Genomic DNA, 20,051 nt, shown 5'->3' with positions numbered 1-20,051 from the left:
CGGTTTTTCTCTACAATAGGGTTTTAACTAAAATTAAAGCAATCTATGTATAAACCATTGGCTCTTTTCATCGGTTTGCGTTACACGCGTTCCAGAAAGAAAAATCATTTCGTCTCTTTTATTTCTCTTAGCTCCATGCTTGGTATTGGTTTAGGAGTAATGGTTTTAGTGACTGTACTCTCGGTAATGAATGGTTTTGACAAGGAAATCCATAAGCGTTTTTTTGGCATGGCACCAGAAATTACTATTACTGGACCGAATGAAAAATTAAGTGATTGGCCTAGTTTAGTTAAAAAAATCCAATCCATTCCGGAAATTAAAGCAATTGCTCCTTATGTAGGCGGGCAGGGGCTGCTAACACATGATGGTCAAGTCTTACCCATAGTTTTAACTGGTATAGACCCCGATAAAGAGCAGGGTGTAACTCATCTAGAGGATAAGTTACTGGGCGGCAGTATGAAGAATCTAAATCACTTTGGCATGATTTTGGGTAAAGGATTAGCGGATAATATGGGGTTGATGATTGGTGATAAAGTTACGGTAATGATTCCTCAAGCGACAGTTACTCCAGCAGGAATGATTCCTCGTTTTAAACGATTTACCATAGTAGGTGTTTTTTCGGCGGGAACGGGATTTAATTTTGATACCAAACTAGCGTTCATTAACATGGACGATGCACAGAAATTACTGCAGATGGGCAATGATGTAAGCGGTATTAAGATGAAAATTAATAATGTTTATCAGGCTCCTGAATTATCCGAACGTTTGTCTCATCTTTTAGGTGAAGAATATCAAGTAGGTAATTGGACACAGCAATTTGGTGCGTTTTTTCAAGCAGTTAAAATGGAAAAAACGATGATGTTTATGATTTTATTATTAATTATTGCTGTAGCGGCGTTTAATCTAGTGTCCTCTTTGGTCATGGTTGTGAATGATAAGCAGGCAGAAATTGCCATTTTAAGAACAATAGGTGCAACGCCATCAACCATATTATGGGTATTTATAGTGCAAGGTATGATGGTAGGTGTAGTGGGCACCATCTTAGGTTTAATTGGCGGTGTCGTTTTGGCTCAAAATGCAACTGCAATTGTGAATGGTTTACAATCCTTCTTTCATATTAAAGTTTTATCTTCCAGCATTTATTTTGTTGATTATTTGCCTTCAGAAATTTTATTTAGTGACCTTTGGCATGTATGCTTAGTGGCTTTATTAATGAGTTTTGTTGCGACCATTTATCCAGCTTGGCGTGCCTCAAAGACAGTTATTGCGGAGGCTTTGCATTATGAGTAATATTATTTTAAGCAGTCAGCAGCTCTCAAAATTCTATAATGATGGTGCTTCAGAAGTCCAAGTGCTAAAAGGTATCGATATATCCATCGCTAGGGGAGATAGGGTTGCTATTATTGGACCCTCTGGTTCCGGTAAAAGCACTTTATTACACCTCCTTGGCGGTTTGGATAAACCAACAAAGGGTGATGTTTTTATTAATGAAACAAATTGGCAAAAGATTAATGAAAAGCAACGTTGCCGATTACGTAATCAGCATTTGGGGTTTATCTATCAATTCCATCATTTGTTACCGGAATTTACTGCTCTTGAAAATGTAACTATTCCTTTATTATTATCGAATATGGATGTCAAAAAAGCAGAACAACAAGCCAGGGATATATTGGAGCAAGTTGGTTTGAAACACCGATTAGAGCATAAACCAGCACAGCTTTCTGGAGGAGAGCGGCAAAGAGTAGCTATAGCTCGTGCTTTGGTTCGTCAGCCTCATTGTGTCTTAGCAGACGAACCTACTGGGAATCTTGATCAAACTACAGCAGGGAAAGTGTTTGATCTCATGCTGGACCTGAACAAGAAAATGAATACCGCTTTGGTAATAGTGACCCATGATTTACAAATTGCCAAACGTATGGATAAGGTATTGGTGTTACACGAGGGGACTATATTTAGCCAAGGATAGAAACTCATAAGGAGAAACAAGGATGTTCATAAAAAATATCACCAGAAGCCAATTAGATAATTCAACTAATGGGGGGCAATTAAAGACCGCTTCTAATGCTGCTTGCTCTAGATTTTTTATACCGAATGCGGCCTTTAATAAAGCGCAATATGACTTAAAAGATATGGGCGTAGTGAGGAATTTTCCAGCGGAATATTCACCTGCGCTATTTACGCAAACTAAATCCAAAGAGCGGTTACAAGCATCTATAAAGTTAGCTCAATTGAATGTTAATGATAATACTCCTTCGAGTGAATATTCAATGTAACATTCTCATCGTTCCTGGTTGCCTGCAACCAGGCTACATGTCCTGTGCTCTGCGCCTTTTCGCACCACCACCAATTTGGCAAAAGATCTATTTTTAGACGAATTACCGGCGAAAGCCGGTATCCATATGGGGTGAAACGTTTTATGGATGCCGACTTTCGTCGGCAATTTGAATATAGGCAAAGTTGCTCATCAGTCGGTGAGCATTTCTCAGCTGGTTTATCATTCAAAAAGGCCAAATACGGCTTTCCAGTGATATATACTCTCAGACAACCACGACAGCTTATAAGCCAAGGAATTCAACTGACGTGGTCAAGGCATTTCTGATTAATAATCAGCATGGCCAGGTGTGCGTGGGAATGGAATTACATCACGCACGTTAGCAATGCCAGTGACATAGCTGATTAAACGCTCAAAACCTAAACCAAATCCAGAGTGAGGCACGCTGCCATAACGTCGTAGATCTCTATACCACTGATAGTGCTCTTTATTGAGATTACACTCATCCATTCGTTTATCTAGAATATGTAAACGCTCTTCTCTTTGGCTGCCGCCAATAATTTCACCTATTCCAGGAGCTAAGACGTCCATAGCGGCGACGGTTTTTTCGTCGTCATTTAGACGCATGTAAAATCCTTTAATTTCCTGAGGATAGTTAGTAATGATTACTGGTTTCTTGCAATGTACTTCAGCAAGATAGCGCTCATGTTCTGATTGTAAATCCAATCCCCAGCTCACTGGAAATTCAAATTTATGGTCACAAGATTCAAGAATTGTTATGGCATCAGTATAGGTCATGACTTCAAAATGAGCTTCTGACATTTGTTCCATGCGTTCGGTGACCCCTGGCGCAACAAACTGATTGAAAAAGTCCATATCATCGCCACGCTCATTCAGTACTGTTTTACATAAATAGCGCAGCATTTCTTGGCTGAGCTGACAAATGTCATCCAACGTTGCGAAAGCAATTTCAGGCTCTACCATCCAGAACTCTGCTAGATGACGACTAGTATTAGAATTTTCTGCGCGGAACGTTGGGCCAAAAGTGTAAACTTTTGACATTGCCAGACAATAAGCTTCAACATTTAATTGACCAGATACTGTAAGAAACGTTTCTCTGCCAAAAAAGTCCTTGCTGAAATCAGTCTGTCCCTGTTCATTCTTAGGAATATTCAGCAAATCTAATGTGGATATGCGAAACATCTCTCCTGCTCCTTCACAATCACTGGCAGTGATAATGGGAGTATGTATCCAGAAATAACCTCGTTCGTCGAAGAAACGGTGAATCGCTTGCGCTAGGCAATGGCGAATTCGGGTTACAGCACTAATAGTATTAGTACGCGGGCGTAAATGTGCTACATCACGTAAGAACTCTAAGGTATGACGTTTGGCTTGAATAGGATACGTATCTGGATTTTCTACCCAGCCAACTACTTCAATCCGATCAGCTTGAATTTCAAAAGATTGGCCTTTACCTTGTGAAGCAACTAATTTACCTGTAGCTATTAAGGAGCAACCTGCAGTGAGTTTTACGACTTCCTCGTTATAATTACTTAAGCCATCGGTTGCTACAATTTGAATTGGAGAAAAGCAAGAACCGTCATGTAAACTAATAAATGATAATCCAGCTTTAGAATCACGTCGTGTTTTCACCCAGCCACGAACTGTAACCACTCCATCTATTTTAATTTCGCCATCTAAACATTGTTTTATGGTAAAGACTTCTGTCATTATGTACTCCAAAATCGCATCCAAATCGGTAAAGATATTACTTTGTTTTTAAACAGCGATGATACACTAAATAGGCCTGTTCCGGAACTCGCAGTTGTAGGGTAAACATTCACGTAATGGCATTAACCCAAGCGTTTATAACATAGCTCGTATTAGCACAGTGTAATATGGGAATGTAGCATCAATCCCGGATTACGACTTCATCTAATTCGGACTACAATAATGCTACACAAGATTGATTCCTTAGGTTGACACCATTAAGTGCCCCTACAGTAGAGTATAAAAGAGATGTAAATAAGGTCAGTGGAGAGATATTATGATTGAAAGAGTTCTATCAATATTACTATTTTTTTGTTCTTTTGTGGTTTTTGCTGATGATACTGTGTTAAAACTGTACAGGCCCTTTGGCGAGGTGGTCGATCAAGTTCCTCCTTCAGTGAAAAATGTACTGCAAGGGTACTGCGATACTCAATCACAATTAATTATACGTGAAGACGCTTGGCACTGTCAGGCCGAGGGAAAAATTTTTGATCCTTGTTTTGTGAAATTAGCAGGTAACAAAATGGAGGCCGTATGCCCACAATCCCCATGGGTGGGAGACAGTGTACAAATTAATGTTGCTACACCGTTAAATAATGATAACCATGTGACTTTGGATATGTCTCGGGTCTTTCCTTGGGCTGTTGAGTTAGTTAATGGAGAACATTGCCAAGCTGTAGCGCCCAATGAAGTCTATGATTCTATGCCTATCCGTTATCGTTGTTCTAATCAAAACGTGTTAATTGGGTATTTGCAACGATGTAAGTCTATATGGAGTATGTTAGAGAAAACTCCAGAAGGGGTAATTACTGTCGAGTTTAGAAGGGCATGGTTTTAAGGCCCAACTTGATTATTCTGACTAAAACATCTTTACTTAGGTATGGAAACTGTCTTTATGGAGAAAGTCATGGTTCATCCATCTTTTCATACCTTTGTGTTATCACAAGCATTTGGTATCTATTTGGTAATTATGGCAATTATCTTTGCTTGCCGTGCTAAATATTATAAACAAATGATTCAGAGTATCAATCCTAATGGCCCAGGCATATTAATAAGTGGCTCCTTGGGGTTGCTGATAGGCTTATTTTTAATAACTATCCATAATTCTTGGGGACTGGTTGTAGTGGATATATTGAGCTTATTCTTCTGGTTTATAGTTATTAGCTCCCTATTGTTATTGTCTTTTCCTGAGCGGGTTGTTGCTTGTGCGAAAAAGGTATGTGGTGGTCGGGGGTATTTTATCCTGATCGTTGCGTGTGCCTTATTGGGTATTATACTGATGACTGGTGGCTATTATTTGTATATGTGATCTATGATAAAGTATTGGGTTCTAGGTGTAAACTAGCAGGAACTAGTCGTGCTATCTGTCATCTTGAATGCATGCTTATTTTCCCAAGCGAGCTTTCTGCAAGTAATCTGTGTGGTCTTGATGCAGCGCCGCGCTTCATCAAGACCACATTGAGTTCAGTAAGAGTCGATAGTGATTATTAAAGCGCTGGGGCTGCATTTTTAAATGCTAGCAATGTCAAACAATACTCATTAATTTCGTTAATGAGTGGATAATCATTCATAGAAAACTTAAAGCGATGGGCGTTATATACCTGAGGGATAAGACAGACATCTGCTAAGCTGACTTCATTGCCAAAGCAAAGAGGTTTACTTCGCTCTAATTGTTTTAAGCGTTCTTCAAAAGCATCAAATCCTGCTTTTAGCCAATGGTGATACCATTGCATTACCTGTGTTTCGTCTGCTTGAAACTGCTTCTTTAAACGGTTTAAAACCCGTAGGTTATTTAGTGGATGCATGTCACAGGCGACGATTAACGCTAATGCTCTCAATGCTGCTCTGTGCAAAGGATTTTTAGGGAGCAATGATACTTCAGGGTAACATTCCTCCAAATATTCAATGATTGCCATGGATTGATGTAGCACTTGCCCTTCTCCTAGATCTAAACTGGGGACAAGTTCTTGAGGATTAATTTGGTGATACTGCAACGTATGATGTTCTCCGCCATGGTTCACCAAATGAATTTCTTTCTTTTCATAGGAAATATTTTTGATGTTTAGAGCAATACGAACTCGATAACAGGCTGTAGAGCGAAAATAATCATAAAGTATCATTTATAAAATCCTAATAACGGGTTACCACCTGTTCTATAGCACCAAAAAGACTATTGCCTTGTTTGTCAAGCATTTCAATACGGACTTTATCGCCAAAATGCATAAAAGGAGTATGAGCTTTACCCGAACTTAGGATTTCTAGCATTCTTTTTTCAGCAATGCAAGACGAACCGTTACTGCGATCTTTATTGGATACTGTTCCAGAGCCTATGATGCTACCAGCGCTTAACATTCTGGTTTTAGCCGCATGTTCTATTAGCTCAGGAAAAGAAAAAGTCATATCAATACCGGCATTAGGTTGGCCAAATAATTGTCCGTTTAAATGAGTGAGTAAAGGTAAATGAACTCGTTGCCCATCCCAGTTAGAGCCTAATTCATCAGGAGTAATGGCAACAGGAGAAAAGCTACTGGCGGGCTTTGATTGGAAGAAGCCAAATCCTTTAGCTAATTCAGTTGGGATTAGATTGCGTAAGGATACGTCATTAACCAGCATGATTAATTTGATGTGTTGTCCCGCTTCGTTCTTATTGATGCCCATAGGAACATCATCAGTAATAATTGCAACCTCGGATTCAAAGTCTATGCCATGAGCTTCGTCAATTGCTAAAATGTCATCTCTTGGCCCAAGAAAAGCATCAGAGCCGCCCTGGTACATTAAGGGATTAGTCCAGAAATCCGGTGGTAATTCGGCTCCTCGGGCTTTTCTTACTAGTTCAACATGGTTTACATAAGCACTACCATCTGCCCATTGGTAAGCTCGGGGCAGGGGAGCTGTGCATTGTTCTGGATGAAAGGAGAAGCTTCCTTCTAATGCTCCTTCATTTAATTTTTGATAAATTTGCTGTAGTTTTTTTTCCACAGTTTGCCAATGGTCTATAGCATTTTGCAGAGTTGGTGCTATATCCGGGACGCGTACGGCCATCGTTAAGGCCTGATTGACCACACATAATTCTCCATCGCGTGATTGTGTTGATTTTAAACTAGCAAGTTTCATATGTTGACCTCTTAACTCACATGAGTACGACATAAACAACAGAGAATACTGTTTATGTCGCTAAACGAACATTGTCCCGTAGAATATGTTTCTTGCAATGGCAAGATACGGGGGAACCTGGATGAACCGCACTAACTGAACTCTTTTAGAGTACCTCGTTTGACTTGATCTCTTTCTATCGCTTCAAATAAGGCTTGGAAGTTTCCTTCGCCAAATCCTTCATTCCCTTTACGTTGGATGATTTCGAAAAAGACTGGGCCAAAAATATTTTCTGTGAAAATTTGCAGCAGCAACCCGTGTTTAGGATCTTTTTCCCCATCCATTAAAATTTTCTCATCGTTTAGTTGGGCAACAGGTTCGTGATGCCAAGGAAGACGAGAGTCTAACATTTCATAATAAGTGTCGGGTACATCAAGAAACTTCACACCTTGTTTTCTTAAGGTATGTACTGTGTTATAGATATCTTGAGTAGTCAGGGCTATATGTTGTATGCCTTCACCATGATATTCGTGCAGAAATTCTTCAATTTGCGATAAATCATCTTTTGATTCGTTTAATGGGATTTTAATTTTTCCACAGGGACTTGCCAGAGCACGGCTAATTAACCCTGTCATTTTCCCTACTATATTAAAATAACGAATTTCTTGGAAGTTAAAAATGGACTCATAAAATTTGGCCCATTTATCCATATTTCCGCGATATACGTTGTGTGTTAGATGATCAATCGCGATTAAGCCATTACCTTTTACGGCTGCTGTAGTATTTATTTTCCATTGCTGATTAAATGGCTTATGAGTGCCATCAACAAAATAAATAACGCTACCGCCAATGGCCTGAATTGCCGGTAATCCATGGTGTGCATGAGAACAATCTTCAAAGGCTGTGGCGCCGTGTTTGATGGCGTATTGGAACGCGGCATTGGCATCTTTCACTCTAAAGCCCATAGCACAAGCACCGGCTCCATGTACACGGCTATGCTCAGAGGCCTGACAGTTTTGAACGGCATTCACAATAAACTGGATTTCACCTTGCTGATATAAGGTAATATCTTGATCCTGATGAGTAGCTACTGCTTGAAAGCCCATTTCAATAAATTGCTTATCCAGATGCTTTTTATCTGGGCCAGAAAATTCTAAAAAAGCAAATCCATCTAATCCGCAGGGGTTATTATTTGTTTGCATCAGCAGATACTCCTTGTATTAATATTTAAACCTATGGGTAAATTATTAACTATCTTATCCTTTTATCATTTTGCTAATAGCTTCAACTTAAGTTTTTATAACGTAGCCCGTATTAGCATAGCGTAATACGGGCTGCAAGACGCAATTACTTAATCGGTTGTACTAAAAAAAGTCCATCGGCAATGGGTAATAAGCTTACAAATACTCTCTGATCATTCTTGAGTAAATCATTTAGTTTTTTGATTTCTCTTGTCTGACCCCCAGTTTCTTGAGAATCAATAACTTTGCCATCCCATAATACATTGTCTATGGCTATTAGTCCTTGCGGTCTAATCAGCTTTAATGCCAATTCATAGTAGTTCAGATAATTAGTTTTGTCAGCATCAATGAAAATGAAATCAAACTGATGTTCCCAGCCTTCATTGAGTAGTGTATATAAAGATTCAAGGGCTGGCCCCAAACGCAGCTTAATTTTATTGTCTTGCTTTGCATCACGCCAAAACTGATGGGCTTTTTTAGTCCATTGTGCGCTGATGTCGCAAGTAATCAGTTGACCATCATCAGGTAAAGCAAGAGACATAGCTAAAGCGCTATAACCAGTAAACGTACCCAACTCCAAGACTTTTTTTGCGTTAATTAAACGTAAAAGAAACTGCATGAATTGGGCTTGCTCTGGCGCCACCTGCATATTAGCCAACTCCATGGTGGAAGTGTCTTCACGCAAGCTTTTTAAAACTGGGTGCTCGCGTAAAGATTTATCCAACACATACTCATATAACTCAGGTGTAAGCTGTAACTGTTTCATTAAAGAGACACCTTTTAAGCTAATTTTTCTTTTGCTATGGTATCAGCAATTTCACTGGCTGGTAGATTGTCTTTAGCGGAACGAGCAAATATTTCTGTTAAAGAAGTATAAATACCGTCGATTTGTTCATTTACTTTTTCTTCAGGGGTGCTCAAGTATTTAGAGGCTGCAAAAATCAATCCTCCAGCATTAATCACATAGTCAGCTGCAAATAAAATACCTTTTTCATGTAATTTTTTACCATGGACTGTATGAGCAAGCTGGTTATTAGCTGCACCTGCAATGATTGTCGTTTGTAACTGAGAGATAGAAATATCATTAATAATTGCGCCTAAAGCACATGGGGCAAATACATCACAAGGAACTTTGTGGATTGCATCAGTACTAACAGTTTTAGCACCAAATTCTTTAACTGCCTGCTCTACAGCTGCTGGAGAAATATCTGCAACAGTAAGAGTAGCACCTAATTCATGTAAATGTCTGGCGAGCAAATAACCTACATGTCCGAGGCCTTGAATGGCGACATGAATACCTTGCAGGTTGTCTTTTCCTAATTTAAACGCGACTGCGGCCTGAATCCCACGCAAAACTCCTTTAGCAGTAGAAGGGGAAGGATCGCCATTATACATCGATAAACTAGCAACATAGGGTGTATGTTCAAAAATAATATCCATGTCATTCAATACAGTACCGCTATCCAAAGCAGTAATATATCTTCCGTTTAATTCATTAACGAATTTGCCAAAACGGTGCATGTATTCAATACGATTAAATGAGCCTTTAGGTTTAATAATTACGGACTTGCCTCCACCTAAAGGTAAATTAACTGAGGCGGCTTTAAAACTCATGCCACGAGCAAGGCGCATGGCATCGTAAAGAGCGGCATTAGTATTGGAATATTCAATAAAGCGACAACCACCTAAGGCAGGTCCTAGTTTAGTACTATGAATAGCTATTATTGCTTTCATCCCAGTTTCAGGATCTACTTTAAAGTGTAAATCACCAAAACCATGTGATAGAGCATATTCGAGGAAATCATCTTCATCCATGGTATGGTTACTATTAATAATATTGTCAACAGACATCATCGGTTTGGCTCCTCTTGCAATAATTTGCAAGAAGTTATAGACCTATTCTTTAATTAAATCAATAGACGCTCTTGCATAAGCATATCTTTTGTTTGCTTATAATTTCATGGATAGTTTTTATTTGTTCCTTGTTGAAAAAAAATCTGGCGAAAAAGGCGGATTTTAAAAATAGCTAATGGAATCATTTGGAGTCTTAAGGGGGGCTGGTATAAACTAATTTGAATTTAAAATTTGAAATGGAGTGTGTAATGAAAAAGTATGCTGGAATGCTCGCGTTGATGACTGTTTCCCCTTTGGTATTAGCTGATGTATTTCCTCCCCAAATGGTGCTTGATAAGGTCGTGTTCCAAGTTTCAGCAAAGCAATGGGTTACAACTCAAACAGCATTATTGAATGTAAATATTAATGTGACTTTAAACAATGCGGATTTAGTAAAAGCGCGTTCTGAGATTATGGACAGCTTAAACAAGATTGCCGCGGGTGATTGGCATCTATTAGAGTTTGATCGTTCTCAAGACAGTTCTGGATTAGAAAAGCTTTATGTACAAGCACAAGCACGGGTTGATCAGGCTACTTTAACTGATATTTATCAAAATGCTAAAAATGTGACTACTCCAGGAACTAAATATGAAGTAAGTGGGGTGGAGTTCAAACCTAGCTTAGAAGAAACTCAGGCGGTACGTGCTAAAATACGCGAGCAGTTATATAAACAGATTAATGATGAAATTGCCCAGATGAATAAAGCCTATCCTACACAAAATTATACGGTGAATAATTTAGTATTCGTAGAAGGTGGTGACGGTATTGTTCAACCTCAACCTAGAGCATATCAAGCTAAGGAAATGAATGTCATGGCTGTAGGCTCAGTTCCCGCCCCATCATTAACTGTAAGCAATGAATTGACTTTAACTGCATTGGTAGAAGCGGCTTCAATTCGTACTGAAACAAAAGGAAAATCTGTTCCTGCGACTCCAAAGCCCACAGCAGAAAATTTAAATTCGGCTAAAGTAACCTCCAAACCGGTTGAGAAAATGATTAAACCCGCTCAGGTTGCTGTAAATTCGTTACATGCTGCTGCAAAATTGGATACTCATACAGTCATTTTAAGCCCTGTAAAAGCGGCTTCAAATCTTATTGGAGCTACTTCCAATCGAATACCGGAGCATTAATTTGTTAGTTGTAGAAAAAGTTATTGGTCATAGAGGAGCATCAGCATATGCTCCTGAAAATACTATAGCGGCATTTGATAAAGCTTTATCGTTAGGCTGTCATTTCATCGAGTTTGATGTGATGTGCAGTTCTGATGGGGAGCCTTTTGTTATTCATGATGACAATCTAAAACGAACCACTAGTGGTAAAGGGGAGGTTGGACTCGTTGATGCGGCTTATTTGCAGGATTTAGATGCTGGGGCTTGGTTTTCCAAGCGCTATAAGGGGGAGCGTATCCCTCATTTTAAAGACGTGTTGAAGTGGCTTTCTTTCTCTGGTATTCAGGCTAATATAGAAATTAAACCTTATAAAGGTATGGTAGAGCAAACAACGGTCGCAGTGTTAAGTCACATTCATCGTTATTGGCCTCAAGGTAAAGAGTTACCTTTAGTTTCTAGTTTTGAATGGGATGTCTTGCTGTTGTGTCGTAGTATCGCTCCGGAGATGCCTTTAGGTTTACTATTGCACGAATGGGATAATGATTGGTTGCAGAAGGCAAAGCAATTAGAATGTTATTCCATTCATTTTAATAGGAAAATACTAACTGCTGAGAGAGTAAAAGCGGTAAAAGAGCAAGGATATTTCGTTTGTGCTTACACAGTAAATCGTAAACGTTTAGCCAATAAATTATATGGTTGGGGGGTTGATGCTATTTTTAGTGATTACCCAGATTTATTAAAATGAAAACCTTCATTAGATTTCTTTCCAAACTCAACTGTGTTGGGAAATTGCTTCGTCGCTATGGTGTTCGAATCCCCATCCGTTTGCGTGTACACCCTGGTTTTACTTCCCACCTCTCCTTGCTCGTTCCTCACCACAGTGAGTTTGGAACGAAGTTAACTCTATTATGCAGTTTATTTTTTAGCTCCTTAGCTCTTGCTGAGCGAACGGAACTAATTTTTTGGCATGCTATGGCCGGACACTTAGGGGATGAGGTGCGATTACTAGCTAATGACTTTAACCGTAGCCAGAATGAATATACCATTAAAGCTGTTTATAAAGGGGACTATGTCGAGACCCTAACCAGTTTCGCAGCCGCGTTCCGTGCTCATAAAGCTCCGGCAATAGTACAAATTTTTGAAGTAGGTACCGCCATCATGCTCTCTCCTCAAGGGGTGATCAAACCAGTCCAAGCATTAATGCAAGAACAAAATTTGAGTCTAGCACAGGATGATTTTATTCAATCCGTACGAGAGTTTTATAGCCGAGATGGTCAGTTGATGGCTATGCCATTTAACCTTTCAGCACCTGTGCTTTATTACAATCTGGATATCCTGGCTAAGATTGGCTACAACCAAAATAATTTTCCCCGCACTTGGGATGAGATGGAAGTATTGGCAGAAAAAATAAAAAAGGCTGGTTACGATTGCACCTATACTACCGCCTATCCTGGGTGGGTATTGTTCGAATCTTACATAGCCATTCACGGGTTGCCATTAACTCAAGCCCAGCCTATGCGTGCTGTTTTTAATACTCCCGGACTCGGGCGTCATTATCAACGGTTGAAGCGCTGGCATGATTTACATTATTTTCGCTATGGCGGTCGAGTAGATGATGCCACTATTTTCTTTACTAGCGGTGTATGCCCTTTATTCAGTCAATCTTCTGGTGCTTATAATAGCTTATCGGCATTGGTTCCTTTTCGTTTGGGCGTTGCCACCATGCCTTGGGATACTCAGGTTAGTCCAGTACGACATGTCAATGTTGCTGGAGGGGCGGCGTTATGGGCCGTAGCTGGGCAAAATGAGAAGCAATATAAAGGAGTTGCTTTGTTCTTTGCTTTTATAGCAAAACCAGAGGTGCAAAAACGTTGGCATGAACATACCGGTTATCTCCCATTGGGACTGAAAGGAATTTATGCTGACATAGTTCAGTCGAGCACACATCCTGTTTTATTATTAGCTAAAAATGATTTGGAAGATCAGGCTCATTCAACACCATTAAAGCATTTGGGACCACAAAACCAAATTCGTGGCATTAATGATGAGGTTTTAGAGGCAATGTTTGCTGGTTTAATGAGCGCTAATGAGGCGCTGGAGGAAGCTGTTCTCCGCTCTAATCACGTGCTGTCCCGTTTTTCCCGAAATACTCAGGAAAAAACCTCTTAGTGCTGATTAGAGGAAAAGAGCTTTTAAGCAGGGCACTGCGTTTTCTTTAGGGGAGTCTTCGCTGCGCTGGTTGTTAGAAAAGGGCGGGATTGTACAAAGAGCATCATTATTCTGTTAAAGTAAGTTTTATCAGAATGATTTCAATTCATTTAAAGGAATAAATATGTCCATACGATTTTCCAAGATAGTTCTTATTGCTGCTATTTTCTTTTATTGTGCTCTCACTGCATTTGGTAATATTTTTGATTACTATACTAATTTTCCTCTGGTCGAACGCGCTTTAATGATGAAGGATGTATTTCCTAATTCAACGATTGTTTATAGAGCAGTAACGAACCCTGTTCTCCATCATATTGCCTACATCATCATTATCAGTATGGAATGTTTAACCGCTTTTTTATGCGCCGTGGGTGCTTGGAAATTATTCAAAGTTCGCAAAGAAGGCGCTGTGGTATTTAATCAAAGTAAACGTTGGGCCGTTGCAGGATTAACTGTAGGATTTTTGACTTGGCAAGTACTCTTTATGTCCATTGGTGGTGAGTGGTTTGATATATGGATGTCGCAAATACTGCGCGGCGCCCTTGGTGCGGCGTTTCAAATTTTTATCACTATTTTGGCCGTTTTAATTTATGTAGTCATTAAGGATGAGTAAGAATAAATGGGGCTGTAACTGGGAACCTCGGAAATTTCCGGCTAGAATCCCTATAACAGGGCGAGTCAGGATACCTGTAAATTTGACCAGTTTGATTTTCAAAATGATGCTTTAGCCCTTGTCACGCCTAGATTTTTCGGCATTTTATTCAAATCTAAAATGGATCCTGGGGGGGCGATTTTCTGCCTCAACAATGAGTCAGTGAGTAAAAGATGGCCGTTCCTAAAGTCAATTTTAATGATCATCTCCTTCTGATAGTTTTGAAAAATTACGGGACCTTTAAGTCCCGTAATCGTGTACTAATTTCAATGTCTTATTTATTAGTCCCAGTTCCAGAGCTACTGCCCATTCCAGCAGCACTGTTACCCCCATTGCCGCCATTGCCGCCATTGCCGCCATTGCCACCATTGCCACCACTACCACTACCATTCGCACTACCCCCATTACTCCCATTACCATAGTTAGCGCCGTTATCATCAGCTGCATTTAATGTTGAAAAAACGAACATGGTTAATAAAATCAATAGCATTTTTTTCATGTTTATCTCCTTATTAACATAAAAAGAACAGAATTATCTGATTAAAACACAACGAGAAATAACTAATTGAATTTAATCGAAGTATCTCGATTACTAGATAAATTAAACCTTATAGACTTACCTCCTACTGTTGCCTCATAATTCATGTTATTAAACTGAGACGTTATTGATAAAATATCTGCCACTTTCGGTTTTATATCCTCACGGTGATCGCCGTCCCCGGCTGTCCCGTATATTAGGTATAGCACAATATTTAAGCATGCATATTTATAATTAATCTAAGCTTGCGAGCAACCGAAGCGGAGGAAGGAAAAATCAATATCGAAAACGACTATAACTGCTGGAGTTGGGAAAACAACATTGCTTAAAGAAATGGAAAAATTGTATTAAAGGAAAATACCGTGGAATTAGAGGGATAAAAATGCGTCGTGATGAATTATATTTTTCTGATGGGCAGCTGTTAGATTTTTTGCATGAACGCTATCTGATTATGGCTTCGTTGTTGAAGTGATCTTGCCTCGAAAAAAAGGACACATTGCTAAGCGACCTTTTTAGCCTCAAATAACTCTGGCGATTTATAACCTATCATCGAATGAAGCCGTGTTCTATTATAATAGATTTCGATGTATTCAAATACATGATCTTTGACAATTAAACGCGTTGCAAATTGTTCCCATGAATAGCCTCTATTTTAAAACTATGATTTCAGCTTTCCATTGCAGCGTTATCATAGCGGTCTCTACCTTTTTTCTGCTGTGCTTTCCAGGAGTATAAGCCGTGCTTTCCAGGAGTATAATAGGGGCTCAAGATAGACCAAGATCTTTAGCTACCTGACATACACCATCTTTTGCTATTTGCTCAAGTGTCTGATCTTTAAATTGAGGGCTGTATTTTTTCTTACCAACTGTTTTTTTGATTTATTAGTGCTCATTATTCATCTCTGCTTTAGATTTTACTTTCTTAGCAAGGTGTCCGACAAATCAGGGTAGGATCATGTAGCCTGGGTGCAGCGTTCGCGTAACCCAGGAGCAGGATTGACTTTATTGCACCTTAGTAGGGATACAAAGAATTTCTAATAAGGTGTTTATCTTGCTTTTTGCTGCCATACCGTTCCTCGTTACGCGAACGCTGTACCCAGGCAACGCTCTTATCCGTGAGCTACGCTGTAGCTCACCATAATGCTATAAAGGCGCTAAAAAATGACTCAGGTTAGGTCTTTGATTTAAACGGTATTGATAGACTACATAGAACGCCATAATATTTTTTAAGTAATTTCGTGTTTCTTGCCAGGGCAGGGTTTCAATCCACAAGTCAATTTCTTTAGGGGGATGAGTTCTTAACCAATAAACAACTTGTTTAGGACCTGCATTATAGGCAGCAGCAACGAGTACAGGGTGATTACTGAATCGTTTAGTCAATTGTTGCAAATAGGCAACTCCTATATTGATATTCTTTTGCGATAGGAAAAGCTGTTGTTGATCGTTATAAGGAATTTTGTCTGCCTTAGAAACCACTCTAGCAGTATAAGGCATCACTTGCATTAAACCTCTTGCCCCAGCAGTAGAGACGACATCCTCTCTAAAACCACTTTCTTGACGAATGATGGCATAAACAAATTCTGGAGCTATAGAATATTTTTTAGCATACATTTTTACCGTGTCTTTATATGCTAAAGGAAAACGCAGTGCGAGTTGATTATTGAGCGTTTCATTATTGCTTAGATAGACTGATTTCCCATGCCATTGCAGATCAGAATCAACCCAATAAACTAAAGCACTGGCTTCATCTTTGGGTAGCTCGCTAATAAAATCATTCAGCAAGCGTGAAGCTTGGACGCTTTGTTTGGTGTTATATAGAGTTTTTACTTGATTGATAAAGGGCTGATACGGCCTTAAGGATTCAAAATTGGTAACGGGCTTCTCATTTTCAAAACTTGGAGTTTTCTTTAAACGGATGCTGGCCAGAAAACCATAATATTGTCTGCTTTTTGCTAAAGACTCATAAATAGCAATAGCTTGCCCCTTTTTCCCTTGTTCTTCTAGGGAGCGGGCAAGCCAATATTGCCAGCAAGGGGTCTCTTTATTTTTTGAATCATTAATTAATTCAGCAACGTGTGGCCAATCATGATTTTTTAATGCAAAACGGATTTGCCAGTCGAGCAATACATCATTGTAGAATTGCGGTTTAACTTTAGCAAACCATTCAAGGGAATCATCGTGATTACGCATGGCTTTATAAAGAGCCAGATGCGCTAAAAAATCTTGTTGTTGTGCGTCGCTAAGTAATTTTTTTGTTTTTGCCTCCTGCCAGATAAGCAAGGCTTTATCCATATTGATAGAAACCATGCGCTTTAGGCCGTAGAGATAAAAATAGCTATTTAACTCGGCTGCATCAAGCTTGTTAATATTAGTCGGATTTTGTTGGATAGAGATTAATGTTTGTATCTGCTGTTGATGAGGGGTTTTATATTGTTTTAGCAAGTACAGCGCTAATGGCACATTACGCTTATCTAGAGCGAGTGAGATGCGCTGGGTAATAAGATTTTGATCAAAATCATCGCTTTTGAGCAATAGTTCAAATAAAGTGTTACACGGTTTTGGTTGTGAGCTACCATTTAACCATAGCGGTATAGCATTTTTTAGAGCTTCCTTTTGTTGCCCCAGATTAAACTCGGCAAGATATTTATAGCAGACAAGATTAATATCTTTAGATGGTTGATAATAAGTATTATAAGAGTTCCAATCTTTGATTCTTGCCAGTTCATAAAGCCATTTTTCACGTAATTTATTAGATAGCGGGGCATTTTCTTTGACGAAATCTAGAAATGCTGGGGATGGGGTGATAGGAATATTTTGATACCATGCATAATAAGTGTTGAATCGATCCATATAAGCCTGACCTGATAAGGCAAAAGAACTTAGTGACCAACTCAGTCCGTATAAAGCTATTATTAACTTCTTCATCATTTTTCTTGTTCTATTTTGTGGAAAGTCATATGCCATTTTTAAATGCTCGCTAATTGCTTGCGCATGGTATTAATTGTTTTACTATAATCAGTGCTATTGAATATAGCAGATCCAGCAACAAATTGGTTCGCTCCTGCACGTGCTAGGTCAGCAATATTATCAGGTGTTACCCCGCCATCGACACAGAGATCCAATTGAGGATAAAGCTGATTGATCAGCGTTATTTTCCTCATCATTTCAGGAATAAGTTTCTGTCCACCAAAACCAGGATTTACTGTCATTATTAGGGCAAAAGAAAGATGTTGAACACACCAAGTTAAGGTATCAATCGATGTGGCGGGATTTAACACCAAACCTGCTTCGCAACCCAGGTGTTTAATAAGTTGTAAACTTCTGTCCAAATGTATCGTGGCATCGGGATGGATACTAATGCGCTTGGCTCCCGCTTTTGCAAAGGATTCAATCAGGGCATCTACGGGGGTAACCATCAAATGGACGTCAATCGGTAAACCAGGGAAACGTTTGATTAATGCGTCACAAAACGCTGGTCCGAAAGTCAGATTAGGTACGTAATGATTATCCATGACATCAAAATGAATAAAATCAGCCCCAGCTTGCATTACTAAATCGACTTCATCGCCTAAACGCGTCATATCTGCAGAAAGCAGGGAGGGTAGAATGTGATAAGTCATGTTGTCATTAATTCAATTGTGAATGGGTATATCATATGCTGTCCATAATAAACATTCCATCAGGACAGATGAAAATTGTTAATAGATTTCTATTATCAGAAAATTATTGTAGCCAACCGCAACTTACTTGAAAAAAATGGATGAATCCATATTCCTTATCGGGCAACATGCCCGATAAGGAATATGGCATCGATGTCCTTAGGCCTGTACGAGTGATTTTGAGGATGGGAGTTACAGCAAGGATATTTCGTCGGGCTATTTGTAGCCTGATCTACATGAAGTATGTTAAAGTACACGCACAGCAGTAGTTCAAAAAATGAACTTAATATTGATTAATTGATCATTGTAAGGCATAATAAGTAATTATTTTTGCCCTTGTGATTTATAAAATTATCCCCATATGGTAGAAATAACAGCGCCCTAATTGTGCTTTTTAGGAGGTTAAATGAATCAAAGTTGGCCTACAAGAGACAAAGATTTACAAACAGCTCGAACCATTATGGAAGAGTATGCAAATGAACGTGAAAGTGATTCATTGGGTCTTTTCGAAATTGAAGTGGATCAAGCTGAAAAACGAATGAATTTCTGTTTATCCGGATGGGTAATATTGTTAGCCAAGCATTTTGCTTCAGTATACGGTGCTAGCCAAGGGGATTTCGTGACCAGGCAGGTTATTAGCTGCTGCATAACTCAAGGTCAAACCCTACATTAAACATTACAGTCCTGCCATTGCCTACCAATAGCGCATTGGAGACCAAAAAGCAGCCTTGATGCAGTGCAGCGTAATCAAGGTTCTTATTTATCTTAATCTAGTACTATAACGCGAACAATCGTTATTAAAGTTCTAGGTACTTATTATAATTCATTTTATATTCTTCAGAATTTTGATATTGCAACAAAGCTCGATTTATGTCCAATAGTAATTGCCTATCTTCTTTATTAATTGCAATACCAAAACCATAACCATATAAGAGAGGTGGGCCAATGACGCTAAACTCTCCTCCTGAGTTAGCAGCCCAATAGGTTGCAGTAGGGCTATCAAACAAGATATAGTCAACGTCTTTCTTGCCTAAGGCTTCAACTAATAGTTCCATGGTATCATATTGTTTAATTGTGGGATTGATTATCCCCAATACTTTAATCTGATCGGCAAAAATTGTTCCTGCTTCTACCCCAATTTTTTTATTGCTTAACAAAGCTAAAGAGAATGGCTGTGTTTTATTAGCAGACGGACCAAGAAATCGGGAATAGCTTAATAAGTAAGGCAAACTAAAATTAACTAATGCCGAACGTCCCGCAGTAATAGTAATAGAACTGACGGCAACATCTATTTTTTTGCTTTCCACTGCATCTAATAATAAATCGAACTTAATCACGTGAAAAACGCAGGTACGATCCATAATCTTACATAAACCATTCATCATATCTACGTCGAAACCATAGATTTCATTATCTGCCCCTTGTATTTCAAATGGAGGGTTAAATCCTTGTATGCCAACATTTAAAGGAGGTCCTGCCGCATATAGGGTCGATATGAACAAGGTAAAAACAGTTAGTGCGTGCCGAATAAAATTCATTTTTATTTTTATTACACAGGGTAAACGTTATTATTTAGATTATAGTAAAAATTTACTATTTTATAGTTAAAAATAACAG

The 20,051-nt window shown here is 39.0% G+C and carries 19 protein-coding genes and 2 pseudogenes; 10 read left to right on the top strand and 11 right to left on the bottom strand.

Going from position 1 to position 20,051, the window contains the following annotated elements; genetic code table 11:
• Positions 1-45 precede the first annotated feature (45 nt).
• Genes LFA_RS13070 through LFA_RS13060 form a run of 3 tightly spaced genes read left to right on the top strand, consistent with a single transcriptional unit; the run spans position 46 to position 2,273 of the window.
• Positions 46-1,290, top strand: coding sequence for a lipoprotein-releasing ABC transporter permease subunit (locus LFA_RS13070; protein WP_045096588.1), 1,245 nt, complete (start codon positions 46-48; stop codon positions 1,288-1,290).
• Complete coding sequence (gene lolD, locus LFA_RS13065) at positions 1,283-1,966, top strand: lipoprotein-releasing ABC transporter ATP-binding protein LolD (protein ID WP_045096587.1); 684 nt, start codon at positions 1,283-1,285, stop codon at positions 1,964-1,966. Before LFA_RS13070 ends, lolD begins: the two co-directional genes overlap by 8 nt.
• 22 nt (positions 1,967-1,988) lie before the next feature.
• Positions 1,989-2,273: a hypothetical protein gene (locus tag LFA_RS13060; RefSeq protein ID WP_045096586.1), complete on the top strand. Its 285-nt coding sequence runs from the start codon at positions 1,989-1,991 to the stop codon at positions 2,271-2,273.
• Between the two features lie 326 nt (positions 2,274-2,599).
• On the opposite strand, the gene asnS is transcribed toward LFA_RS13060, so the two are convergent.
• On the bottom strand, positions 2,600-4,003 hold the full coding sequence (gene asnS / locus LFA_RS13055) for an asparagine--tRNA ligase (protein ID WP_045096585.1): 1,404 nt from the start codon (positions 4,001-4,003) through the stop codon (positions 2,600-2,602).
• 316 nt (positions 4,004-4,319) lie between these two features.
• Between asnS and LFA_RS13050 the strand changes: the two genes are divergently transcribed.
• Together LFA_RS13050 and LFA_RS13045 are read left to right on the top strand one after the other, a co-directional pair.
• On the top strand, positions 4,320-4,880 hold the full coding sequence (locus tag LFA_RS13050; RefSeq protein ID WP_045096584.1) for a hypothetical protein: 561 nt from the start codon (positions 4,320-4,322) through the stop codon (positions 4,878-4,880).
• Positions 4,881-4,949: 69 nt separating this feature from the next.
• The gene (locus LFA_RS13045) at positions 4,950-5,351 is read left to right on the top strand and encodes a hypothetical protein (RefSeq protein WP_045096583.1); all 402 of its coding nucleotides are present in this window, start codon (positions 4,950-4,952) and stop codon (positions 5,349-5,351) included.
• A 178-nt stretch (positions 5,352-5,529) separates the two neighbouring features.
• Here the strand turns inward: LFA_RS13045 and maiA are convergent, their stop codons facing one another.
• From maiA to LFA_RS13020, 5 genes are all read right to left on the bottom strand, one after another.
• Positions 5,530-6,162, bottom strand: coding sequence for a maleylacetoacetate isomerase (gene maiA, locus LFA_RS13040; RefSeq protein WP_045096582.1), 633 nt, complete (start codon positions 6,160-6,162; stop codon positions 5,530-5,532).
• 10 nt (positions 6,163-6,172) lie between these two features.
• On the bottom strand, positions 6,173-7,156 hold the full coding sequence (locus LFA_RS13035; protein WP_045096581.1) for a fumarylacetoacetate hydrolase family protein: 984 nt from the start codon (positions 7,154-7,156) through the stop codon (positions 6,173-6,175).
• A gap of 131 nt (positions 7,157-7,287) precedes the next feature.
• The gene (gene hppD / locus LFA_RS13030; protein ID WP_045096580.1) at positions 7,288-8,337 is read right to left on the bottom strand and encodes a 4-hydroxyphenylpyruvate dioxygenase; all 1,050 of its coding nucleotides are present in this window, start codon (positions 8,335-8,337) and stop codon (positions 7,288-7,290) included.
• A 145-nt stretch (positions 8,338-8,482) separates the two neighbouring features.
• Complete coding sequence (locus tag LFA_RS13025; protein WP_045096579.1) at positions 8,483-9,142, bottom strand: O-methyltransferase; 660 nt, start codon at positions 9,140-9,142, stop codon at positions 8,483-8,485.
• Positions 9,143-9,156: 14 nt separating this feature from the next.
• A complete protein-coding gene (locus LFA_RS13020; protein WP_045096578.1) occupies positions 9,157-10,230 on the bottom strand; it encodes a Leu/Phe/Val dehydrogenase in 1,074 nt (357 codons plus the stop codon).
• 248 nt (positions 10,231-10,478) lie between these two features.
• On the opposite strand from LFA_RS13020, the pseudogene LFA_RS13015 reads away from it, so the two are divergent.
• The 4 genes and pseudogenes from LFA_RS13015 to LFA_RS13000 form a co-directional block, all read left to right on the top strand.
• A pseudogene (locus LFA_RS13015) lies at positions 10,479-11,174 on the top strand (hypothetical protein); the annotation flags it as partial.
• Positions 11,175-11,400: 226 nt separating this feature from the next.
• Positions 11,401-12,123 (top strand): glycerophosphodiester phosphodiesterase, encoded by a 723-nt coding sequence (gene ugpQ, locus LFA_RS13010; protein ID WP_045096577.1) that lies wholly within the window; start codon positions 11,401-11,403, stop codon positions 12,121-12,123.
• On the top strand, positions 12,120-13,547 hold the full coding sequence (locus LFA_RS13005) for an extracellular solute-binding protein (protein WP_084602179.1): 1,428 nt from the start codon (positions 12,120-12,122) through the stop codon (positions 13,545-13,547). Before ugpQ ends, LFA_RS13005 begins: the two co-directional genes overlap by 4 nt.
• 163 nt (positions 13,548-13,710) lie before the next feature.
• Positions 13,711-14,199, top strand: coding sequence for a DUF2165 family protein (locus LFA_RS13000; protein ID WP_045096576.1), 489 nt, complete (start codon positions 13,711-13,713; stop codon positions 14,197-14,199).
• Positions 14,200-14,512: 313 nt separating this feature from the next.
• On the opposite strand, the gene LFA_RS12995 is transcribed toward LFA_RS13000, so the two are convergent.
• The 4 genes and pseudogenes from LFA_RS12995 to rpe form a co-directional block, all read right to left on the bottom strand.
• On the bottom strand, positions 14,513-14,737 hold the full coding sequence (locus LFA_RS12995; RefSeq protein WP_052673964.1) for a hypothetical protein: 225 nt from the start codon (positions 14,735-14,737) through the stop codon (positions 14,513-14,515).
• Between the two features lie 538 nt (positions 14,738-15,275).
• A pseudogene (locus tag LFA_RS20640) lies at positions 15,276-15,398 on the bottom strand (IS3 family transposase); the annotation flags it as partial.
• A gap of 520 nt (positions 15,399-15,918) precedes the next feature.
• Positions 15,919-17,700, bottom strand: coding sequence for a transglycosylase SLT domain-containing protein (locus LFA_RS12990; RefSeq protein ID WP_045097595.1), 1,782 nt, complete (start codon positions 17,698-17,700; stop codon positions 15,919-15,921).
• A 41-nt stretch (positions 17,701-17,741) separates the two neighbouring features.
• Positions 17,742-18,395: a ribulose-phosphate 3-epimerase gene (rpe, locus tag LFA_RS12985; RefSeq protein ID WP_045096575.1), complete on the bottom strand. Its 654-nt coding sequence runs from the start codon at positions 18,393-18,395 to the stop codon at positions 17,742-17,744.
• A 445-nt stretch (positions 18,396-18,840) separates the two neighbouring features.
• Here rpe and LFA_RS12980 point away from each other — a divergent pair, with 445 nt between their 5' ends.
• Positions 18,841-19,107, top strand: coding sequence for a hypothetical protein (locus LFA_RS12980; RefSeq protein WP_045096574.1), 267 nt, complete (start codon positions 18,841-18,843; stop codon positions 19,105-19,107).
• A gap of 124 nt (positions 19,108-19,231) precedes the next feature.
• Here LFA_RS12980 and LFA_RS12975 read toward each other — a convergent pair whose 3' ends face one another.
• Positions 19,232-19,972 carry a transporter substrate-binding domain-containing protein gene (locus LFA_RS12975; RefSeq protein ID WP_045096573.1) on the bottom strand — a complete coding sequence of 247 codons (741 nt, stop codon included), beginning with the start codon at positions 19,970-19,972 and terminating at the stop codon, positions 19,232-19,234.
• Between the last annotated feature and the right edge of the window lie 79 nt (positions 19,973-20,051).

The sequence above is a fragment of the Legionella fallonii LLAP-10 genome, from assembly GCF_000953135.1.
Classification (GTDB): Bacteria; Pseudomonadota; Gammaproteobacteria; order Legionellales; family Legionellaceae; genus Legionella; species Legionella fallonii.
The sequence above is the reverse complement of the archived record's forward strand: the minus strand, read 5'-3'. Positions and strand labels throughout refer to the sequence as shown.

Bases quoted from the DNA above. Each gene is read 5' to 3' on its own strand.
- LFA_RS13070 (WP_045096588.1), top strand. From the start codon at position 46: ATGTATAAACCATTGGCTCTTTTCATCGGTTTGCGTTACACGCGTTCC.
- lolD (WP_045096587.1), top strand. From the start codon at position 1,283: ATGAGTAATATTATTTTAAGCAGTCAGCAGCTCTCAAAATTCTATAAT.
- LFA_RS13060 (WP_045096586.1), top strand. From the start codon at position 1,989: ATGTTCATAAAAAATATCACCAGAAGCCAATTAGATAATTCAACTAAT.
- asnS (WP_045096585.1), bottom strand. From the start codon at position 4,003: ATGACAGAAGTCTTTACCATAAAACAATGTTTAGATGGCGAAATTAAA.
- LFA_RS13050 (WP_045096584.1), top strand. From the start codon at position 4,320: ATGATTGAAAGAGTTCTATCAATATTACTATTTTTTTGTTCTTTTGTG.
- LFA_RS13045 (WP_045096583.1), top strand. From the start codon at position 4,950: ATGGTTCATCCATCTTTTCATACCTTTGTGTTATCACAAGCATTTGGT.
- maiA (WP_045096582.1), bottom strand. From the start codon at position 6,162: ATGATACTTTATGATTATTTTCGCTCTACAGCCTGTTATCGAGTTCGT.
- LFA_RS13035 (WP_045096581.1), bottom strand. From the start codon at position 7,156: ATGAAACTTGCTAGTTTAAAATCAACACAATCACGCGATGGAGAATTA.
- hppD (WP_045096580.1), bottom strand. From the start codon at position 8,337: ATGCAAACAAATAATAACCCCTGCGGATTAGATGGATTTGCTTTTTTA.
- LFA_RS13025 (WP_045096579.1), bottom strand. From the start codon at position 9,142: ATGAAACAGTTACAGCTTACACCTGAGTTATATGAGTATGTGTTGGAT.
- LFA_RS13020 (WP_045096578.1), bottom strand. From the start codon at position 10,230: ATGATGTCTGTTGACAATATTATTAATAGTAACCATACCATGGATGAA.
- LFA_RS13005 (WP_084602179.1), top strand. From the start codon at position 12,120: ATGAAAACCTTCATTAGATTTCTTTCCAAACTCAACTGTGTTGGGAAA.
- LFA_RS13000 (WP_045096576.1), top strand. From the start codon at position 13,711: ATGTCCATACGATTTTCCAAGATAGTTCTTATTGCTGCTATTTTCTTT.
- LFA_RS12995 (WP_052673964.1), bottom strand. From the start codon at position 14,737: ATGAAAAAAATGCTATTGATTTTATTAACCATGTTCGTTTTTTCAACA.
- LFA_RS12990 (WP_045097595.1), bottom strand. From the start codon at position 17,700: ATGAAGAAGTTAATAATAGCTTTATACGGACTGAGTTGGTCACTAAGT.
- rpe (WP_045096575.1), bottom strand. From the start codon at position 18,395: ATGACTTATCACATTCTACCCTCCCTGCTTTCTGCAGATATGACGCGT.
- LFA_RS12980 (WP_045096574.1), top strand. From the start codon at position 18,841: ATGAATCAAAGTTGGCCTACAAGAGACAAAGATTTACAAACAGCTCGA.
- LFA_RS12975 (WP_045096573.1), bottom strand. From the start codon at position 19,972: ATGAATTTTATTCGGCACGCACTAACTGTTTTTACCTTGTTCATATCG.